Annotated in this window: 18 protein-coding genes; 12 read left to right on the top strand and 6 right to left on the bottom strand. The window is 42.5% G+C overall.

All coding sequences use genetic code 11. The features are described from left to right. The first annotated feature begins 24 nt into the window (after positions 1-24). The 8 genes from ABQ275_RS13950 to ABQ275_RS13915 all read left to right on the top strand — a co-directional run bounded on the left by ABQ275_RS13950 (position 25) and on the right by ABQ275_RS13915 (position 7,511). Entirely contained in the window at positions 25-663 is a 639-nt protein-coding gene (locus ABQ275_RS13950) for a TerB family tellurite resistance protein (protein ID WP_349313753.1), read from the top strand. Positions 664-668: 5 nt separating this feature from the next. Continuing rightward, positions 669-1,895, top strand: coding sequence for a conjugative transposon protein TraJ (traJ, locus tag ABQ275_RS13945; RefSeq protein WP_349313752.1), 1,227 nt, complete (start codon positions 669-671; stop codon positions 1,893-1,895). Positions 1,896-1,965: 70 nt separating this feature from the next. Next, complete coding sequence (traK, locus tag ABQ275_RS13940; protein WP_349313751.1) at positions 1,966-2,583, top strand: conjugative transposon protein TraK; 618 nt, start codon at positions 1,966-1,968, stop codon at positions 2,581-2,583. Between the two features lie 34 nt (positions 2,584-2,617). After that, a complete protein-coding gene (locus ABQ275_RS13935; protein WP_349313750.1) occupies positions 2,618-3,151 on the top strand; it encodes a hypothetical protein in 534 nt (177 codons plus the stop codon). A gap of 3 nt (positions 3,152-3,154) precedes the next feature. Beyond that, a complete protein-coding gene (traM, locus tag ABQ275_RS13930; RefSeq protein ID WP_349313749.1) occupies positions 3,155-4,417 on the top strand; it encodes a conjugative transposon protein TraM in 1,263 nt (420 codons plus the stop codon). A gap of 30 nt (positions 4,418-4,447) precedes the next feature. Continuing rightward, the gene (gene traN, locus ABQ275_RS13925; RefSeq protein WP_349313748.1) at positions 4,448-5,287 is read left to right on the top strand and encodes a conjugative transposon protein TraN; all 840 of its coding nucleotides are present in this window, start codon (positions 4,448-4,450) and stop codon (positions 5,285-5,287) included. Between the two features lie 86 nt (positions 5,288-5,373). Further along, entirely contained in the window at positions 5,374-6,345 is a 972-nt protein-coding gene (locus tag ABQ275_RS13920) for a hypothetical protein (protein WP_349313747.1), read from the top strand. Between the two features lie 20 nt (positions 6,346-6,365). Next, positions 6,366-7,511 carry a hypothetical protein gene (locus ABQ275_RS13915; protein ID WP_349313746.1) on the top strand — a complete coding sequence of 382 codons (1,146 nt, stop codon included), beginning with the start codon at positions 6,366-6,368 and terminating at the stop codon, positions 7,509-7,511. A gap of 368 nt (positions 7,512-7,879) precedes the next feature. On the opposite strand, the gene ABQ275_RS13910 is transcribed toward ABQ275_RS13915, so the two are convergent. Further along, on the bottom strand, positions 7,880-8,518 hold the full coding sequence (locus ABQ275_RS13910) for a hypothetical protein (RefSeq protein ID WP_349313745.1): 639 nt from the start codon (positions 8,516-8,518) through the stop codon (positions 7,880-7,882). 489 nt (positions 8,519-9,007) lie between these two features. On the opposite strand from ABQ275_RS13910, the gene ABQ275_RS13905 reads away from it, so the two are divergent. Beyond that, positions 9,008-10,243 (top strand): MFS transporter, encoded by a 1,236-nt coding sequence (locus ABQ275_RS13905; RefSeq protein ID WP_349313744.1) that lies wholly within the window; start codon positions 9,008-9,010, stop codon positions 10,241-10,243. 1,001 nt (positions 10,244-11,244) lie between these two features. Here ABQ275_RS13905 and ABQ275_RS13900 read toward each other — a convergent pair. Both ABQ275_RS13900 and ABQ275_RS13895 read right to left on the bottom strand, forming a co-directional pair. Beyond that, positions 11,245-11,751, bottom strand: a complete 507-nt coding sequence (locus tag ABQ275_RS13900; RefSeq protein WP_349313743.1) for a cupin domain-containing protein — start codon at positions 11,749-11,751, stop codon at positions 11,245-11,247. A gap of 79 nt (positions 11,752-11,830) precedes the next feature. After that, entirely contained in the window at positions 11,831-12,400 is a 570-nt protein-coding gene (locus ABQ275_RS13895; protein ID WP_349313742.1) for a Crp/Fnr family transcriptional regulator, read from the bottom strand. Between the two features lie 275 nt (positions 12,401-12,675). Here ABQ275_RS13895 and ABQ275_RS13890 point away from each other — a divergent pair, with 275 nt between their 5' ends. After that, complete coding sequence (locus tag ABQ275_RS13890) at positions 12,676-13,242, top strand: dihydrofolate reductase family protein (protein WP_349313741.1); 567 nt, start codon at positions 12,676-12,678, stop codon at positions 13,240-13,242. 101 nt (positions 13,243-13,343) lie between these two features. On the opposite strand, the gene ABQ275_RS13885 is transcribed toward ABQ275_RS13890, so the two are convergent. The 3 genes from ABQ275_RS13885 to ABQ275_RS13875 all read right to left on the bottom strand — a co-directional run bounded on the left by ABQ275_RS13885 (position 13,344) and on the right by ABQ275_RS13875 (position 17,478). Next, positions 13,344-14,402 (bottom strand): hypothetical protein, encoded by a 1,059-nt coding sequence (locus ABQ275_RS13885; protein WP_349313740.1) that lies wholly within the window; start codon positions 14,400-14,402, stop codon positions 13,344-13,346. A gap of 96 nt (positions 14,403-14,498) precedes the next feature. Then, entirely contained in the window at positions 14,499-17,144 is a 2,646-nt protein-coding gene (locus ABQ275_RS13880) for an ABC transporter permease (protein WP_349313739.1), read from the bottom strand. A gap of 1 nt (position 17,145) precedes the next feature. Continuing rightward, a complete protein-coding gene (locus tag ABQ275_RS13875; RefSeq protein ID WP_349313738.1) occupies positions 17,146-17,478 on the bottom strand; it encodes a helix-turn-helix transcriptional regulator in 333 nt (110 codons plus the stop codon). 180 nt (positions 17,479-17,658) lie between these two features. Here ABQ275_RS13875 and ABQ275_RS13870 point away from each other — a divergent pair, with 180 nt between their 5' ends. Together ABQ275_RS13870 and ABQ275_RS13865 are read left to right on the top strand one after the other, a co-directional pair. Continuing rightward, positions 17,659-18,489, top strand: a complete 831-nt coding sequence (locus tag ABQ275_RS13870; RefSeq protein ID WP_349313737.1) for an SDR family NAD(P)-dependent oxidoreductase — start codon at positions 17,659-17,661, stop codon at positions 18,487-18,489. Positions 18,490-18,547: 58 nt separating this feature from the next. Then, positions 18,548-19,459, top strand: coding sequence for an AraC family transcriptional regulator (locus ABQ275_RS13865; protein ID WP_349313736.1), 912 nt, complete (start codon positions 18,548-18,550; stop codon positions 19,457-19,459). Positions 19,460-19,605 lie beyond the last annotated feature (146 nt).

The following is a 19,605-nucleotide window of genomic DNA, read 5'->3' as shown; positions in this document are numbered from 1 at the left end:
TAGTGAAATTGAAAATGTGCAGAAATGAAACAAATAGTAGTAACCGTATTGGTTTGGGTTATGATAGCTCAAATCCCCATCGGGGCTAAGGCCCAGGTGAATGAAGCCGCGCAGCTGGCCCTAAATATTGAAAAGCTTGCTCAGCTAAAAAGTATCTTGACAACCTTGAAAAAAGGCTTTACCATAGTCAGTAAAGGATATGGTACAGTGAAATCTCTTACTCAGGGAAATTTCAGTTTACACCAGACTTTTCTGGACGGCCTGTTACAGGTTAGTCCTGCCATTAAGAAATATTATAAAGTTGCGGGAATCATAGAATATCAGATTCAACTAGTTAAAGCCTGTAAATCGGCCGGCAGAAGATTAAATGTGCCTGAACTTTTCAATTCCGGTGAAATCAGTTACATGCTGGGCGTATATGAAAATTTAGGTGCCAGCTCTCTTAAAAATCTGGATGAACTATTGAACGTGATGACTGCCAATTCTCTGCGAATGAGTGATGATGAACGTTTGGCGGCAATAGACAAGCTCTATGCGGATATGGAGGATAAACTCAGTTTTATCCGGTCTTTTAATGGCAGTTGTTCATTGTTGGCGCTGGAGCGCAGCAAAGAGATAAATCAAGTCAGGAGTACAGGTACCCTATACAGCATAGAAAAATAGAGCTTATGAAAACTATAAAAGTATTGAAATCATTGTGGATCCTCACCCTTACACCTATATTCAGTTATGGTCAGGGTGTTGCAGATAACATCCATTCTATGCAGGATGTACTGACCAATCTGTATGAGGAAATGATGCCGTTGTGCAGTGGAATGATTGACATCGCACAGGGCATCGCAGGGTTCGCAGCCCTCTTCTATATTGCTGCCAGGGTATGGAAGCAAATCATGAATGCGGAGGCCATAGATTTTTATCCCTTATTCCGTCCTTTTATTTTGGGTTTCTGCATAGCTGGGTTTCCTATATTGGTGATGGGTACTCTAAATGGAATCCTTCAACCCATTTCAGATGGTACAGGTAAGCTCGTGGAAAACTCCAACCAAACAGTAAAAATGCTGCTGAAACAAAAAGAAGACGTACTTAAAAAATCTCCACTTTATCAAATGTATGTCGGCCAGGACAATGAAGGAAACCGGGATCAGTGGTATCGCTATACACATAATAATGAGGATCCTTCAGGTGAAGATTTTTTAAGTGGTATCGGCAACGATCTGCGTTTCACCATTGCTAAAGCAACCTTTAAACTTCAAAATTCTATTAAAGAATATATGTCTGAAGTGCTGCGCATTCTTTTCGAGGCCGCGGCATTGTGCATCAACACCATCCGCACTTTTCAGATGATCGTCCTGACGATATTAGGTCCATTAGTGTTTGGTTTGTCCGTGTTTGATGGCTTGCAACATACGCTTGGTGCATGGATTGCGAAGTACATCAATGTATTCCTGTGGCTGCCGGTAGCAAACCTGTTCTCTGCAATTATCGGGAAAGTCCAGGAGAACTTAATCCGTATGGATATTGGTCAGATAGCACGTACAGGTGATACTTTTTTCAGTCCTACGGATACCGGGTATCTGGTATTTCTACTCATTGGCATTGTAGGCTATTTCACAGTTCCTTCGGTTGCAGGATTTGTGGTAAATGCAGGCGGTGGCGGTGCAATGGTCCAGAAACTGACCAGTTTAACCAGCAGTGCCCCAGGAATGGCCATGAATACAGGTGGGAAGATTGGTGGTGCAGCGGATACACTGGCCAATATGAAACAAAACTATGAGGAAGGTAGAAGCGGAAAATCATCCGGTGATGGTGTAGCCGGAGCTTTAGGAAGAGCCATTGGCAGGGCATACATGGCCGATAAGCTGAAAGGAAATGAAATGGGTTCCAAAAAAGGATAGTGAACATTATTGTCCAATACCAGATTCATAAATAGAATGAATTGAATTGTGAAAGAGAAAAGTGAGAGAGATGTTTAAACAAATGCAAAATGTAGATAGCGCATTCCGCTATATCCGTGTAATTAGCCTCGTCGTGATTGCAGGTGCAATTATCCTCAGTTTATTTGTCATTTACCGGAGCTTCGAGCTGGTAAAGTCCAAACATGAGAAAGTATATGTGCTGGTCAACGGCAAAGCCCTGGAAGCGTATTCCAGTGAACGAAAAGAAAATATTCCGGTTGAGGCAAGGGATCACATTACCATGTTCCATCGCTGGTTTTTTACCTTATCTCCGGATGATAAATCAATCGAAGCCAATATCTCCAGGGCATTGTATCTCTGCGACGAATCTGCAAAAAAGCAGTATGATGATCTGAGAGAAGCCAGTTATTACAATAACATCATCAGCTCAAATATCAGCCAAACCATTCGAATTGATAGTGTTGCATTGGATATGAATGCCAGTCCGATTGCTTTCCTATGCTATGCGGTGCAAACCCTTACCCGTCCTACAAGCATACTAACCAGAAGCCTGATTACTGCCGGTCAGCTACGTGAAGTCAGCAGGAGTGAAAATAATTCACATGGATTTTTGATCGAGCGGTGGAACATTGTTGAAAATAAAGACCTATCCGTTAACCCGCGGTAACCCTGATCATTTTGTTAGACCCTAATCATTTGTAATGAAATTCATATTTAGAAAACCTCCAGAAACTCCTAAAGGCAATTTTTCGGTGATTCAAAATCGGATCGGGCAGAAAGTTCAATCCGGGACAGAACGAAGTATGCACAGGCTCTCTGATGTACTTCAAAAGAAAACCAGACATTATTCCCGGAAGAAAAAAGTAGTGCTACTTATTATCCTGATGATAGTATTGAGCGCATATAATGTATGGTTAATGACCCGGATATTTTATATCCCTCACCGTCAGAAGTTTGATATTTCCACCATTCTGGCCCCCCTCAAAATCTCACCAGGCGTTACAGGCACAGATTCGGTGTATCAAGGTATTACTAATGAGGAGTACCAGCGGATCATGCAATTCAAAAATTACCTGGACAGTCTTGCAGGAAATAAAAGAACCCGGCCCGAATATAACCGGATCCTATTATCCAGACCTGGATTGAAAGACAGTTTGAACCTGTTTGAATACCTATATAAGGCCCAAAAAAAGATGGTCAATCCCAACGACCAAATTGTAAACCCTAACAATTAAATCATGAAAACAAGTGACCCAATCACAACTGATAAGCAGCGAAAATTTTTAGTTTTCCTCCCATTGCTCGTATTGCCATTTCTTACCCTTTTTTTCTGGACGTTCGCAGGTTCGGAAAATGTTGCAAGCACCAAGCAACCGGCTGAAAAGCCACGTATAAACACGACACTTCCTGATCCAAATTTTCAAAAGAAAAATCCTGGTGATAAGATGAGTTTTTACGCGGAGGCAAATGCAGACAGTGCAAAAAGGAATGAGGAACATCGGCTTGATCCTTATTTCAATCAGATAGCCACAGGTACGGACAATGAATTTGGTTATAGCCCTACCTCCGTGGCAGGGATCAATAGATCAGTATATGGGACGCAGCCCTTAAGTGACCCAAATGAAGCGAGGATATATAGTAAACTAGGAGAACTTAATGCGGTGTTAAATCAACCAGTAAGTCCAGACCAGTCCTCAATTGGCGGCGATCTAAACCGCTCTTCAGGGGTTAGTAGCAGTGATTTGGACCGCTTGGAAAATATGATGAATATGATGCAGGACGGCAATGCAAAAGATGACCCGGAGATGCAGCAGATCAATACCATGCTGGAGCGAATCATGGATATTCAGCATCCTGAACGGGCACAGGAGAAAATTAAAAATGAGAAAGACCGCAAGCGGGGGCAGGTTTATGCGGTGACCACAAAGCAAAATGATAATGTGGTCTCTTTATTCGAAGGACCGGTAAAAGGCCGGAAGCTTACCGCACCTGGATTTTATGGACTGAGCCTTTCGGAAGAAGCTGACGAATATAATACCATCGCAGCGGTGGTGCATGACAACCAGACTATTGTATCCGGATCAATCGTGAAACTACGTCTGGTCAACGACATCTACATTCAGGGTGAATTGATCCCCAAAGACATCTTCCTTTTCGGTGAAGCCAGTATATCCGGGGAGCGCATGAATATCGAAATCAAAAGCATCAGGTATCACAATTCAATTTACCCGGTTAACCTTTCAGTCTATGATCTGGATGGTATGTACGGCATTCACATACCCGGTACCATTTCACGGGATTTAGCGAAAGAATCCGGCTCTGACATGATTCAGGGTCTGGGAATGGGTAGTATGGATCCCGGCCTCGCAGCTCAGGCAGCATCAGCAGGCATTGAACTTTCAAAGTCCCTGATTAGGAAAAAAGTAAAACAGGTTAAAGTCAACCTCAAAACTGGTTATAAGCTGCTGCTGAAAGATGAGAACCAGGAAAGCAACAATTAAACATTCAATGTAAATTTTAAAAAGAAGAACATGAGAAAGTGTGGAAGAGTGATGATGTGGGTGATCATGTTATTTTTGGCCTATACGGCTAAAGCCCAAAATTTGTTTACAGAAGTCAAGGCAAAGGTTATTCCACTGAATCTGGAAATCACCAGGCATAAAACAACGAATTTGATTTTTCCTTACGTCATCAAAAGTGTTGATCGCGGAAGTGCAGAAGTATTGGTGCAGAAGGCACAGGGAGTTGAGAATATCCTGCAAGTGAAGGCTGCTAGTGATTCTCTTAAAGAAACCAATCTTACCGTGGTTTGTGCTGACGGTACCCTATATTCATTTATCCTGCACTATTTTGAAAATCCTGCACAGCTGAATTTCAGTCTAGGAAAAGTGGTTGCACAATCGCCATGGGCATTATTTGCAGATGGGGAAAATAATGAAGCAAAGGTCAATGACCTAGCCACACAGCTGACACATAAAAGGAAGCTGATCCGGCACCTTAAAAATACTAGCAATGAAATCTCGCTTTCCTGTCTTGGTATCTATATTAAGGATGATGTGATATACTGTCAGCTGGAATTAAAGAACGGCAGTAATATCAATTATACAGTTGATCAACTGCGTTTTTACGTTCAGGATTTAAATAAGGCCAAAAGAACCGCTTCGCAACAATTGCGGATTACTCCACTTTACCTAGCCGGGAATGCGACAGCCGTCGGATCAAGATCTGCGCAAAATGTTGTCGTCGCCATTCCAAAATTTACCATCCCGGACCAAAAGGTCTTCATCATTGAAATGATGGAAGAAAACGGAGGAAGAAACCTGCTGATCCGCCTAAGAAACAGGCACCTGATTCACGCTAATCAAATCTAACAAAATCGAAATAGTTAAATTAATTGCGATGGTAACCGGTGTACTTCTGGTTTGTGCAGCGCATGTGAACCCAAAAACTAATGATCATGGAAAATGAAAAAACTGTAAAAGAAAAAACTGTACAGGAAAAAAATGCAAGCTGGTTGGCGAACCAAACCAAAATGACTGGCTTTGGTGAAACTAACGAAGCGGAGATTTTAGAAAAAATCAAGTCAGGAATTCCTGAATTCTCCGTAAAGGTATTCCGGGAATTTAAATTTGATAACGACCTTCCCCCTGATGTGACAGAATCAAATTTGCATATTTCAATGGGGAAAAAGGAATATTATCATTTCAATAAGTACGATACGCGTATTATCACCCGTCCTCTGGACCCAATTGCTTCTATGGTGGAAATGGTAAATGTAGATGGCAAGTTTCCCCAAAACACCTTTACACTCAAAGAAATCTACAATCAAAAGCTCAATGGTTCGGTGGAGAAGGAAATATCCTATGAACAGAAAAATAAACTTACTGGTGAAATAGAGCTGGATGAGCACGGGGAAAAGATCGTCCTTTCCTTCAAGACCTGGAAAAAGGCGAATCACCGGCAACTGAATGACAAGGGGGTATATCCAAAGATGAGTTTTAAATTCAGTAATTGGGAAGCGATTCTCCAGAAATACCCAATTAAAGAACTGCTTGACCCTGAAAGACGTGAAGCCATACTCCGAGGCTTGAGGAAAGGGAATGCAGTTTTGGTAACCTTAACTAGCGGCCAAACAGAGCTGAAACGCCATATTGAAATTGATGCAGAACTTAAAACCATAAGGGTATCCGAACAAAATCCAAGGTTATATAATGCTGAAAAATTTAAGCTAAATCAGCAGATCGAAGCCACCAAGACTGATCTAAATGAGGAAGGTAAAGGGGAAAGCCATAAAGTAGCCGAGGAAAACATTTTAAAAAAAAAGGAATCGCATAAACTAAATGGAAGAACCTCAGTGGCCAAGTCCAATAATAAAAGCCAGCCTACGAAATCTGCAAAACGCAAATCTACAGGAATGGTAAGGAAATAACCCTGATTAATACATTAAATATGGTACAGTTGATCAACAGGGTACATGAGGCCCTTATGGACTGGAATAGAATGGAGGAAGCCAATACCCGGATATTTAATGAAAAGGTGATGAAGGGGGCTGACTTTGCTAGGTTAAGATTGGCCAGGCTAAATGGAATAGCAGCAACATTAGCATTCACGTCAGTTCGACAGGAAATAGACAGCCTAAAATTACTGGCTATCGAGCGTAAACACCTTTTAGCTGTGGCATTTCCAAAGCGTAATAGTCTCAGATTTTTAGCCTATTGGCTGTTGCGGCCTTTGCGTTCAATTTTAGAACGCAAGGCCGCAATCAAAAAGGAGGAGCAGGAGCATATCAAAATTCAGGGTGTTATGAACAAAGCTGGTTTCGGAGCATATGCCGATCAGGTTTTGGACAAAATAAGAAAGGGAGAGCGAAACTTCACGCTCCCTATTCCAACGGAAGTTAAGCAAAATGAACAGGTACATTTTATGCTGAAGTTTTCATTTGATAATGAACAAGGGCATAAGTTTGAGAGCTACCTGGGGAGCTACCGGAATACCAATAATTCTACCCAATTCCGGCAGCACAATTTTGTTTTGGGTGATGAAATCACCCCGGTATCCAAGGCAGTCAATTTATTGGCTGGCAGGCCAGTATTAGAATATTGCATAGAAGGTGGAGTCATTAAACAACGTTGGGGCCAACTGGATACTTTGGATAGTCAGGGTAATTATTTCATGAAGTATATTGCTGCTACCGATCTTGTACCGAAGGATATTTGTCAGCAGCAGCCTTTCTGGAAACAGTTATCACCTGTTGAACAGGATCGGATATTGGGCGGATTAAATAATGGGAATAAGGTTTTCCTGGATATTCCGCATCAAAGGAGGATTCAAAAGTTTTCCCTAGAAGTTGGGCATGATATGCGAAACATACTGGTATCAGATGAAAACGGACGGCCAATGGCTATGAATCAATTGATTCCTCGTGAAAAAAAACAGCAAAGGAAGGTATTGGTTAGGCAGAGTGTTTCGCAGGAGATTCCTTCAAATCCCAAAACAGTTAAACAGCGTACAGTCAACTTAATAGTGCCTATTAATGCCTCAAAGGGTGTGAAAGCCTCTAATCGCGTGGCAAGAAAAGGAAAAATGATTTCATGATAATGTAGAGATATGGAAAATCAAAACTACCTGTTGTCTTTTTTTTCAAGGGTTGAAAAGGATTATCGGATTAATAAGGCGCATATGTCGGTTTACATGGCATTATATTACCTCTGGTCACTTCAAGGTTTTAAGGGATTGCTTTACATATACAGCGTGCAAATATTGCCTATCGCAAAAATCTCTACTTGTGGTACCTATTATACGGTAATGAAACAGCTACATGAATATGGTTACCTGAGCTATGAGCCATCGTTTTACAGAAAACGGCCTAGTAAAGTGAACCTTGAAACTTCAGTACCGTCCTAGGGGAATAAATTCCAGAACAAAGTTGCAAATTTGAATTATACCAATGATAAGTGAAGTAATTACTCAGCTTCCAATTTATCTGGTGGGATTTTATAATAGACTTTAGTCAATACAACTCTATTAATGAAATTAACTGGCATTAAGGAATTATACCAATTGCTGAATATCATTGTATGATCATAAAAGTTACAGATAATGTTAATAACATTCTCTGCCTCAACTATAAAATTCTTCATTTTACTTTGTTCCGCTAAATCCAAAAAATCGAATTTAAATATTGGATTAATTGGATGGCTTTCTGAATGGGCGTAACACTTATTTCTCAATAAATTCAATTTTTTATATAAATCATCCTTTTGTATACTTTGGATGCACTTTTTGATTTCTTTATAATGTGGTTTATATTCAATGTGGGCCTTTTGTAATAAGCTATTTAGTTTATATAGTGATGAATGGCCTTCTGTATGCCCTGTTTTAGGCTCGAAAAGTTTGAGGAATTGGACAACTAAAAAAAATTGAGCCGCAGCTTTTTGAAATTTTAAAACTCCGTTTAAGTTTACTAAAGTAAAACGAGGGTCGCTATACGCAGCGAGATGGGAAAAGGCTTGACAAACATAAACCATAGTAGTGCATATGCTGTCATAGCACTTTAAAATATCTGGACTTTCCTGTTTAAAATCTGATAAACTTAGATTCATATTCTGGTAGATTAAATAATTAATTACTGGCAAATTCATGCGGTTACTCAAATTAATATTCTTCCGTTAATATATTGCATAAAAGAGTAAGGTCTTCAAGTAAAAAGTTCGACTTTTGTACCAGTGGGGTCACTGGAGAAACTTGAAACCTGCGCATAGCGCGGGTTTTTTATTTTTGGTCTATTTGTTAGTCTATTAAAGTGCGATTCGCTTACAAAATCGAATCTCGTCTGTTCTTTCTCTGGAATGACATTCAGCAATTATTACAACCCAAACAAGACAGTAAAGATTAAATGTTCAGCTGCGCTGTCCAAGTTACCAAAACCACCTTTCCCAAGGCATCTTTACCTTGATGGGCTAATATAGTATCGAAAATGTGCAAACCAAGTACTTTTATTTAAAACAAAGATTAGATATGTTTAGGGACTGTAGTTGCTTATTTCTATAAAGCTTTTTCATATTCCCGTTTTGAAATTAAAATCCACATCTATGACCAACGATAAAATTAACAAAGGTGCGCTGTTTACCGGTAGTTGTTTTGCTTTAATTACCACTGCCTTTACCTTCTCTATCCGGGCAGGTATTTTACCTCAACTTGGTATTCAATTTAAACTTACTGGAGAGCAACTGGGGTTTATTAACCTTATGTTCTTTTTAGGTTTTCCTATTTCTATGATCATTGGCGGTTTGGTATATCATTCTTTTGGTCCGAAAAGAATTATGCAGGTAGCATTTGTTACACATACTATTGGAATTTTGATGACTATATTTTCGGGCGGATATGCCAGCCTCCTGGTATCCACGCTTTTAATCGGGTTCGGTAACGGATGTACGGAAGCAGCCTGTAATCCTTTGATCGCAGATGCTTATGCTGGTCGTGATATGAATAAGATGTTGAACAGATTCCACATGTGGTTCCCTGGAGGAATTGTGATCGGATCACTGATCTCCAAGTTTATGACAGATCTTCATTTCGGATGGCAGGCGCAGATGTGGGTGACGATAATACCGGCTGTTATGTATGCTGTTTTGTTTTATGGGAAAACTTTTGTGGTAAGAAAAGAAGAGGTCAGGATCTCCCTTTCACAGCATTTCTTAGCTATGCTTAGTCCGCTATATATATTCCTGTTTATCTGTATGGCGTTTACTGCCATTACAGAGTTTGGGCCCAATCAGTGGGTAAGTGTTATTATGAGTAATAGTGGCGCCAGTCCTATGTTGATCCTTGCCCTCACCACTGGGTTGATGGCATTGGGAAGATTTTTTGCCGGTCCGGTAGTTGGCATGTTAGGCCAAACGGGCGTGCTGTTGGTATCAGCTATCTTGGCCACTATTGGTATCTATATGTTTAGTACAGTAACAGGGCCACTCGCTTATGTGGCTACTGTTATATTCGCCTTGGGTGTATGTTATTTCTGGCCGGTGATGGTAGGTACGGTGGCACAGCGGGTGCCCGGAAGCGGTGCTTTAGGAATGTCCATTATTGGTGGAATAGGGATGTTCTCGACAGCAATTTTTCAACCATTTATTGGAAGTTGGATAGATGCAGCGAGGATAGAAAAAGCCTCAGCGGGTCTTACTGGTGGAGCTCTGGAGCTGGCTGCAGGCCAGGCCACCTTGGTAAATATGATCACTTTTCCGGTTATATTGATCGTCTTGTTTACCTTTTTATTCTTTTGGCAAAGAAAGGCGGTTGTGGCGCCTGGAGGAATAGAAGTACATTAATAGGTAAGGTGCCTTATAAACAGATGTTTTTTGCAACGGTGAATAGGCTTAGGTGCTTCAATAGATGAGGTCCTCAAGGCCACAGATTTTTCTACCTCGGACTGGCCATAAATATAGGAGGACCTCAAATACTCCCAAGAAGATCAGGAAGCGTGATGCAATTCGAAGGAATGTATCACGCTTTTTTATTATGACTAATTTGCCTAACTTCCTTTTTAAGTGTTAATTCTAAAAGTTAATGATATGCAATTCCCTCCTATAGAAATCAGATGCCCAAATTGTGCACTTAAGGCGGTTTTTCATAGCGAGACAATTGCCTTAAACATCAACATTGTTCCTGGTCTGGATGGAAAAGTCATACGTTCTCACTGGATTTAACAGTCACTTTGAATTCACTAATGGACACTATTACTCTCAGATTCCCGTTGGCAAACGTATTTTGTATGCCAGAACGCTTGAAAACCTTATTGCGTTGAGAGAATATTTTAAAGAAGGTAAAAAGACGTAGGATCCCAACGAGGATTTCCCTAAAACGTTTTGTCAAAATAGCTATAAAATTATTAAAAAGATTGACAAAATAATAGAGGCGGAAACTAGCTGATTTGTTTTCTAAGATATAGCCTGCCATTTTGTAGTAAAATCAGTAACAACTTAATATCCGGGATCAATTAGTTCGATTTCTGTACCATAAGGATCACAAAAGCGTGATACAATTCGAAAGAATGTATCACGCTTTTAGTTACTGCACTTTCTTTATTCATCAATTAGCTCTCTATCGATCTTTTTAATAGTTGATAGTTGGAGCTTCAGATTATCATGGATAATTTCGGAAAGTTCAAAAGGTATTTTGTCTTTCCTTCTACACATAATTATTCCGATGGATGGATCATCTAATGATGTTTTACTAATATTTACATAAGCTTATTCATTGCCTGAATGCTGGTTTAAAATATCAATCACTAATGACTGAAGAGTGGGGGCAGGATGATGCCCCGTTTTTATCACTTCACCGGTAACATATTATTGACATCCACTGGAAAACTGTCGTACTTGTTATACAGCTTCAGATATTTGGCTGGATCAATGGGTTGTTCACTGAGTATATCCACCAGCCCGCGGAAGAAGCCTTCTCTTTTCTCTGCCGGATTGAAGATGAGTGTGAGCACTACCTGTTCATCCGTATCATTGGCAAAACCGTGTGGAGTGAAACGTGGCACATACACTACTGATCCGGGTTGCAGGTGATGTGTATCTTCACCGGCATATACAGTGAGGACACCTTTGCCTACAATAAAGGTTTCATCCATAAAACGGTGATAATGCAACCTGGCGCCGATAGTATGTGGCGGTAGTGTGATCTCATATACACCCAGATGGTTGTTCGACATTTCGCTGGTCACTTTAAAAACGAAGGAAGCACCTCCCATTTCCAGCCGCTCTCCTTCGCCCGGATGGTGTATGGTGGCCTTGTTGGCGAGCTGGTCTTCCATATAGTCTATCTTCTTCATAAATTTCATTTTTATGAAGACAAAATTCCGACATGCCAACCTGAAAAACATTTACAAATGTTGACATTTCAAAAAAAAACTATAGCTCGGCACGTATGCGACTTAGTTGGGTAGGTGTAATACCAAGATAGGAAGCGACCTCGTGTTGCTTCAAGCGATGTTCTAATGCTGGGAATTGTTCGAGGAAAGCAGTATAGCGGCTTTTGGCAGTGTCATAACGCAGTGATATTTCCTGTGGTTCTTTTTCCACAACCCAATGTATTTCCAGGTAGCGGATATACAATGCGGCCATATCAGGACAAAGCATTGTCAACTTTTTAAATTCATCGAAATGATATTCTAACACGGTGGTATTTTCCAGTGCACGGATTGTAAACTGGCTGGGGCTTTGGGTCAACATCGCGCTCATGGAGGCTGTAAAAAATGTTTCGGGGAAAAAACGTTTGATAACCACATCTCCATTCGGTGCTGTATAGTACTGCGAGAATAGCCCTTTCACCACATAGGCCACCAGCCGCGGCACCTGGCCTTCCGCCACCAACGTTTCATGACGTTTGTAGGTACGACTTGTAATGATATTCCCCCATGCCTGGCGGCTTTCAGCCGACAGCGGATGATACATGGTCACTTTTTCCCAAAAGTTATTCATGAGCGTAAATTTAGAAACAAAAGTCGTCAAGTCATAGATTTGAAGACTTTTTTCATCCACCTGCCTTAATATCCGATTCTTTAAGCCACATTCAATGCTGACCACTCACTTAGCAGCTTCAAGCCCGCTAACAAATGATTCGGGTTTCGTACTGTGCCCGATTTGATGGCATTATAGCCCCCCTTGATTGTCACTAACCCCCATCAATATTCTTCTGTGCAGGCGATAGTTTTGTATATTGAAATGATTATTCAAAACAAGAAAATACTATTAAAATGAGAAAGCTGGTTTTATTTGCGCACATCTCCCTCGATGGTTTTGCCGGTGATAAGAATGGCGGCCTTGGCTTTTTGTCATATGATGGTGAGCTGCAGCAATTCGCGGAGGAACTGGTCAAAACGGTGGGAGCTCCGGTGTACGGCAAAAACACGTACCATTTAATGGAAGGGTACTGGCCTGGAGTATTGAACGACCCGAATGCAAGCGGGCATTCACTGGAACATGCGAAATGGGTGCAGGAAATTCCCAAAATAGTTTTCTCAACAACATTGACCAGTGCCGACTGGAATAATACCACATTGATCAAAGATAACATTGTGGAAGAAGTGAACAAGCTAAAACAGCAACCGGGCAAAGATCTGGTGATATTCGGCAGCCCCGGTCTCGCCAAAAGTCTGATGCATCTCGGGCTGATAGACGAGTATAAACTGACCCTGCATCCCGTAATATTAGGAGAAGGGATTAGTTTGTTCGACAGCAATACACAGATGAGCAATTTGAAATTGCTGGAGTCGAAAACGCTTGGTTCGGGTGTCGTTACATTGCACTACGCGATGCGATGAAGAGCCGGATGCACAAACCTGCTACTCTCAGCAGTTCAAAATGTTTATAACCCACAAAAAAAGGTGTCTCCGAAACCAGGAGACACCTTTAATATTTTTTATCATACAGGCAGGTCATAACTGCGCAACTGACCTTCACCGGTCGTCATCAACAGCTTGTCATGCACAATCATTACATTGATAATATTACTGCTGTAATCAAATATGTAATCCGGGTTGGTAGTAGGATTACCATCCAGGTTATATGCCGTAAATTCAATACCCTCCGGCATTACGGCTGCCTTACAACGTAAATCTTTTCTGTCTAGCAATAATAATCTTCCAAACTGGGAAACTACCAGGATGTTATTATTATCTACAAAGAATACACTGTAGTTGATATTATCCGGTTCAGCGGCAGGAAAATCTTTACTGCCGTCGAAAATAGTCTCCTGATCCAGCTCCGATACCTTGGCAATTTCAGGGAAGGAGTAGATTGCTAACGGCCCATCATAATGAGGAGCCATAACAAACTCTTTCCCGGATGGCGCAAAGTTGCCCATGATCACATCATCACATTGGGTAAGTTCAGTCAGGGAGATGACATCGTCTTTCAGCTGTAATTGCATCAGGATAGATTTCTCCTGGCCAGCAGCCGCTTCCAGCAGGATAATGCCATTGTCTGGCGTAGTATGAAATGCATAGGTGTATTGTTGGCTTTCCAGCAGCGGGTAGGAAGCAATAACTTCAAAAGTAGCAGCATCCATTATCTGCAGTTCGTCTGTTTCATTTTCATTACCTGGCAATACATACCAGATCGTTTTATTATCCTTGGCGAAATAACAGGCAGCACCCAGGAACCAGCTCCAGGAGTCATGTTCCACAGTATGTAATACTTTGGTTCCTTCTGCATCGAGAATGCGTATATCGGTCATGCCCGCAATAGCAATCAGGCGGCCATCAGAAGAGGCAGAAAGCTTGCTGCTAACATAGTTCGTATGCTGTCCCTGGATGATTTTTTCCCAAACAATTTCAAGGTTGGCATTGAGCTTTGTAATCAGCGGCTGACTCGCAAAGTTCATCAGGATCTCTCCATTCGGCAATGGCACTACATTTACCGGGTTAGCAGTGAATGTCAGTTTGTTCTTTAACGACAGGTTTATATGCGGAAATTGACTCATGTTTTTTGTTTATACCGTCGCAAAGGTAATACACAAACAACTTTTCCTCAACCTGTATTGTGGAGAATAGATAATAGGAAATTGACAATGTAACCCTTACTCGCTCTTCAGAACAGCCACCGGATTGGTCCTTGCCGCCTTCAACGTCTGCGACCCGATCATAATGAATGCGATCAGCAGTACCGCCAGTAAGCCAGCGAACAGCTCGGTGATTTGCACGGGTTTATGATAGGGGAAATTAGAGAGTACAACGGTTTGGAAGAAGATGTAAGTAGCCGGTAGGGCAATGAGCGCCGATACTGACAGGAGAAATAGAAAACTTCGGCTCAGTAAGTATATAAGGTTGCCGGCGCTGGCGCCCATCACTTTTCGGATGCCGATCTCCTTTAGTCTTGTTTCAGTGGTGAATACCACCATTCCGAACAATCCCATTGATGCAATGGAAATGGCCAGAAACGAAAGGAAGCCAATGATCTTGATCATGGTGGAAAATTCGCTGTATGCATCTTTTATTGCTTCGTCATAGAATTCAGCGGTAAACGGATGGACACGATCGATCTTCTTCCATACAGACCCGATCCTGGCTAAGGTGGCCTGTATGTCGGTGCTTTGTATTTTGGCGCTGATGATGGCCCTGTCTTCGGGTGTCCAGAACGTGAATGCTACCGGTCCGATGAGGTTCTCCACCTTACCATAGTGAAAGTCTTGCATTACGCCAACAATGGTCATTTTGCGTCCATTCAATGTGATCTGCTCCCCGATAGCTTTTTGGGGGTTGTTGGCGCCTATGTTGAATCGCTTTAAAACCTGCTCGTTAACAATCACCTCGCCGACAGCCTGGGCTGTGGTGGGTCTGGCAATAAAATTTTCGCCGGCAAGGAGTTTATAGCTATGCAGCGGTAAATAATTCTCGTCAACATGGTTGGTCATGACCAGAACAGAATCCCGCGAATCTTTATATTTCATATTACCGCCCCAGGCGTTCCCTACGCCGGTGGTGATCAGTGACCGGGACAGTGCAGTTACTTCCGGCATCTCACTGAGTTCCTGGAGTAGTGCGTCCGGTTTATTATCCAGCATATTAATGTTCAGAATGTTTGCTGTGCTGAATCCCAGGTCGAATGCCAGTATGTTCTTATACTGTACATAGCCGATGGCAGTTGTTGTAATAAAGATCAGTGTAACCGTATATTGAATCACCACCAAAGCGCGCCTGAGTGTCAGGTGTTTGAACATTTTTACCGATGAAACATTTCCGAAAGCATTGATGGGGCTGATTTTCGAAAAGAATATAGCGGGTGTGAAACCTGCAATTACTCCTACGGCGACCGAAAAAACGATGAAGATTGCAATCATGGATGGTGTAAGATCGAGCGTTACCGTGCGCTGCATCTCCGGTGCCATGTTGATCAGTAGCGGTCGCAATACGAGAAACAATAGGAATGAAAGAAGAAGGGCTGCCAGGGAGATCATGACCGCCTCGGCCAGGAACTGTAGCTGTACCTGGCGCTTGCCGGCGCCGATAGCTTTGCGAAGACCTATCTCCTTAATACGGCGCGTAGCACGCGCTATCGAAAGATTGGTATAGTTGAAACATGCAGACAATATCACAATAAATGCCAGTCCGCTGAGTATCCAAAGCAGCATAGGGGACATGTGAGGACCCACGAAGCCAGGACCGCCCTCGGATTGACGGAGGCTCTCTCCAACCACGATGTTGTATAAAGGAAGCAGTTCGAGTTGGATCCTGGTATTTTCTTCGTTGAGATCCGTTCTTGCAAGTCTGTCGAGTTGCGACTGGATTGCAGCCATGTCGGCATTTTTTGAGGGGAGGACGTACACGGAGTTGGACCACATGTTTGTCCATGCTGCAAAACTTTTATCGTCTTTATTGGTTTGTTCAGCCGTGGACAACGATACCAGTGCTTCGAAACTGATATGCGAAAAGAAGGGAACGTCCTTCATGACACCGGTCACCTGGTACACGAGTGTATCGATCTTGATTGCCTTGCCGAGCGCAGCCTGTTGGCCGAACAGCTTCCTTGCTGCCGTCTCCGTGAGCACAACCGAATAAGGATCTTTTAGCGCCGTTTCGGGGTTGCCTTCCACCATCGGAAATGTAAAGATCCTGAATAGCGACGGCTCTGCCCAGAAGCCCTTGATAGGGAGAATATTGTCGCCCACCTTCGCATCGCCTGAAAAGTTGTTGCGCATAATAGCCACATCTTCAATGCCGGTCACTTTCTCGCGGATGAGCTTTCCTGTTTTTATGGATGTGGACGCAAACTTGCCGTTTTCTTCGCTGTTGGAGGTCAAAATATTGGTAATGCGATAGATTCTCCCGCCATTTTTGTGGAATCTGTCGTACGAATGCAGGTCGAGTATAAACGCGATCAGCAGTAAACCAACGGACATACTAATGGCCAGGCCAAGAATATTGATGAATGAGAACAGCTTGTTGCGCATGAGGTTGCGCCCTGATGTTTTGAAGTAGCTTCCGATCATGATCCGGTTCATAAAAAGGTTGACAAATATTGAACTTCTCACCGTATAACTCCTGAAGAACTTGAAGGCATCAATTATGTAGATCAGCTTTGCACGGCGTGGCCCAATGGATTGTAGATTCCGCTCGAAGCATTCGTTGAGATCCCCCGTAAGGTCCTCTACAAGTCCTGGCTTACAATACCATTCTACAAATCGTTGTGCCCAGGAGGGCGGATGGTGTTGCCGTTGTTCTTTCATGCTACATATTTTTCCAGGCAAGCGATGGTATCCTGGCCCACAGCTGATCGCGCATCGATTTGGCGGTGATCAATGCTGTTTTTCCCAGCATCGTAAGTTGATAGAATCTTTTGCGTTTACCACCACGGGCCTTCGTTGCTTCCCCCAGCTCACTTTTCAGAAGTCCCTTCTCTTCCAGACGGTTGAGCACCGCGTGTACCACACCAAGTTTCACTGAACGGCCGGTATGGTTCGAGAGTTCGTCGCATATCGTTACGCTATATGCTTCGTTCATCAACGCTGCAACGGTGAGTAGCACCAGTTCTTCGAATTCTCCGAGGTTTGTACCTTTCATTTCCGATATTAATTACGTAAATGTATGTAAAATGATTTTATTTTACATACAATAGTTCAACTCCCTGGACAAAATCCTCAATCAGACTACAAAAATCCTCAATTAGACTACATACGGCCAGCGGGGACTCCTGATCTTTGCTTCATCAATAATTAAAAGATCAAGAAAATGGAAAATGAAATGAATAGCAAAGTTTGGTTCATTACCGGTGCTTCGCGTGGTTTTGGACACGTTTGGGCGGAGGCCGCCCTTGAGCGCGGTGATAGCGTCGCAGCCACCGCACGTAATGTTGATAGCTTAGCCGGACTCAAAAAAAAGTATGGTAAAAAAGTATTGACACTTGAATTAGATGTGACCAGACCTGGTCAGGCAAAAACAGCCATAGCCGAAGCCTATGCCTATTTCGGAAGATTGGACATTGTACTGAACAATGCCGGTTATTCACTGGTCGGCACTATTGAGGAAGCGAGTGCGGAAGATGTTAAGGCGATGTATGAAACCAATATTTTCGGAGCACTTGCTGTTATCCAGGCTGCCTTACCGTTGCTTCGGGAACAGGGTAGCGGACATATCCTGGGCACTTCCAGTAACCTTGGCCATGTGACACTGCCGGTGATTGGCTACTACAGCTCATCAAAATGGGCATTTGAGGCTATTCATGAAAGTCTTGCTATAGAAGTTAAGGACTTTGGTATCAAAGTGACCATTATCGAACCGGGCGCTTATGCTACGGAATTCGGTAGCCAGGATTCTTTGAAATTCGCGGCAGGTATGGAAATATACGCGGATTTTAAAACGCAATTTTTCGGAAGATTAAAAGATATGGAAAGAGGCGATCCGAATGCCACTCCACAAGCACTGTTTCAGATTGTAGATGCGGAAAACCCACCGCTACGGTTCAATCTGGGTAGTCAGAATCTGCCAGGGGTACGTGCTGCCTATGAAGAACGCCTGGCTCTTTGGGAAAAATGGGACACCGTTTCCAGTTCTGCCCAGGGTATGGCTAAATAAGAACTGATCATAACCGGTAATCAAAATGGTTACCGGTTATGATTATATTTGTTTTGAAATGAAAAAGGACGAGAACAGCCCGCATAAATTTGAGACACTTTCCGATGCCCACCGGGCCTTTGGCTTGCCTCATCCAAAGCATCCGTTGATCAGTATGATCAACGAGGCGCCTTCCTGGTCGGAACTACACCAGCCGTCCAGCCATCATGTACTGGGATTTTATAAAATTTCTTACAAGCCAAAACTTGGTGGTAAATTAAAATATGGTCAGGGCTATTATGATTTTGATGAAGGCGGCTTGCTGTTCGCTGTGCCCGGCCAGGTGATGGGTGGCGTAGAAAATGAGGGAACAATATGCGCTGAGTATACATTGCTGATCCATCCGGATTTCTTTTTAGGTTATCCCATAGCTAAAAAGATCAGTCAGTACGGCTTCTTTTCCTATGCAGCCAATGAAACGCTTCACCTTTCCGAAAATGAGAAAGCTACCATCATTTCTATTTTCAGGATCATGGAAGAGGAACTGAACAGCCGGATAGATGACTTCAGCCAGGATGTCATCATATCCCAGATTGAGTTGTTGCTGCATTATGCGAACCGCTTTTATAAGCGTCAATTCATTACCCGGAAGGTCGTTAGTCACGATCTGCTGCAAAGGCTGGAAGACCTGCTGAACAGTCACTTCAGCAATGAACATGCGGGTATCCCTACTGTTCACTATCTTGCCGAAAACCTGCATTTATCCCCCAGTTACTTAAGTGATATGCTGCGCGCACTTACTGGCCAGAATGCGCAGCAGCACATCCATGATAAACTGATTGAAAAGGCAAAGGAAAAACTTTCTACCACTAAGTTATCGGTAAGTGAAGTAGCTTACGCACTGGGATTCGAACATCCGCAGTCCTTCAGTAAGCTATTTAAAACCAAAACCAAATTATCTCCACTTGAATTCAGGCGGTCTTTTAACTGAATCCTGCCTTCAGATCAAACTTCCAGGCAACCACTATTTCGCTTAATAACTGTAAATCTTCCGGTAAAAGGAAGGACTGCTCAAAACAAGGGTTGTCTCAGAAAGGTAATTGCTTTATAAAAAGAGTTAATTCGCGGACATTTTAA

It is taken from the genome of Chitinophaga sp. MM2321 (assembly GCF_964033635.1).
GTDB lineage: Bacteria > Bacteroidota > Bacteroidia > Chitinophagales > Chitinophagaceae > Chitinophaga.
This window is presented reverse-complemented; position numbering and strand designations above follow the sequence as displayed.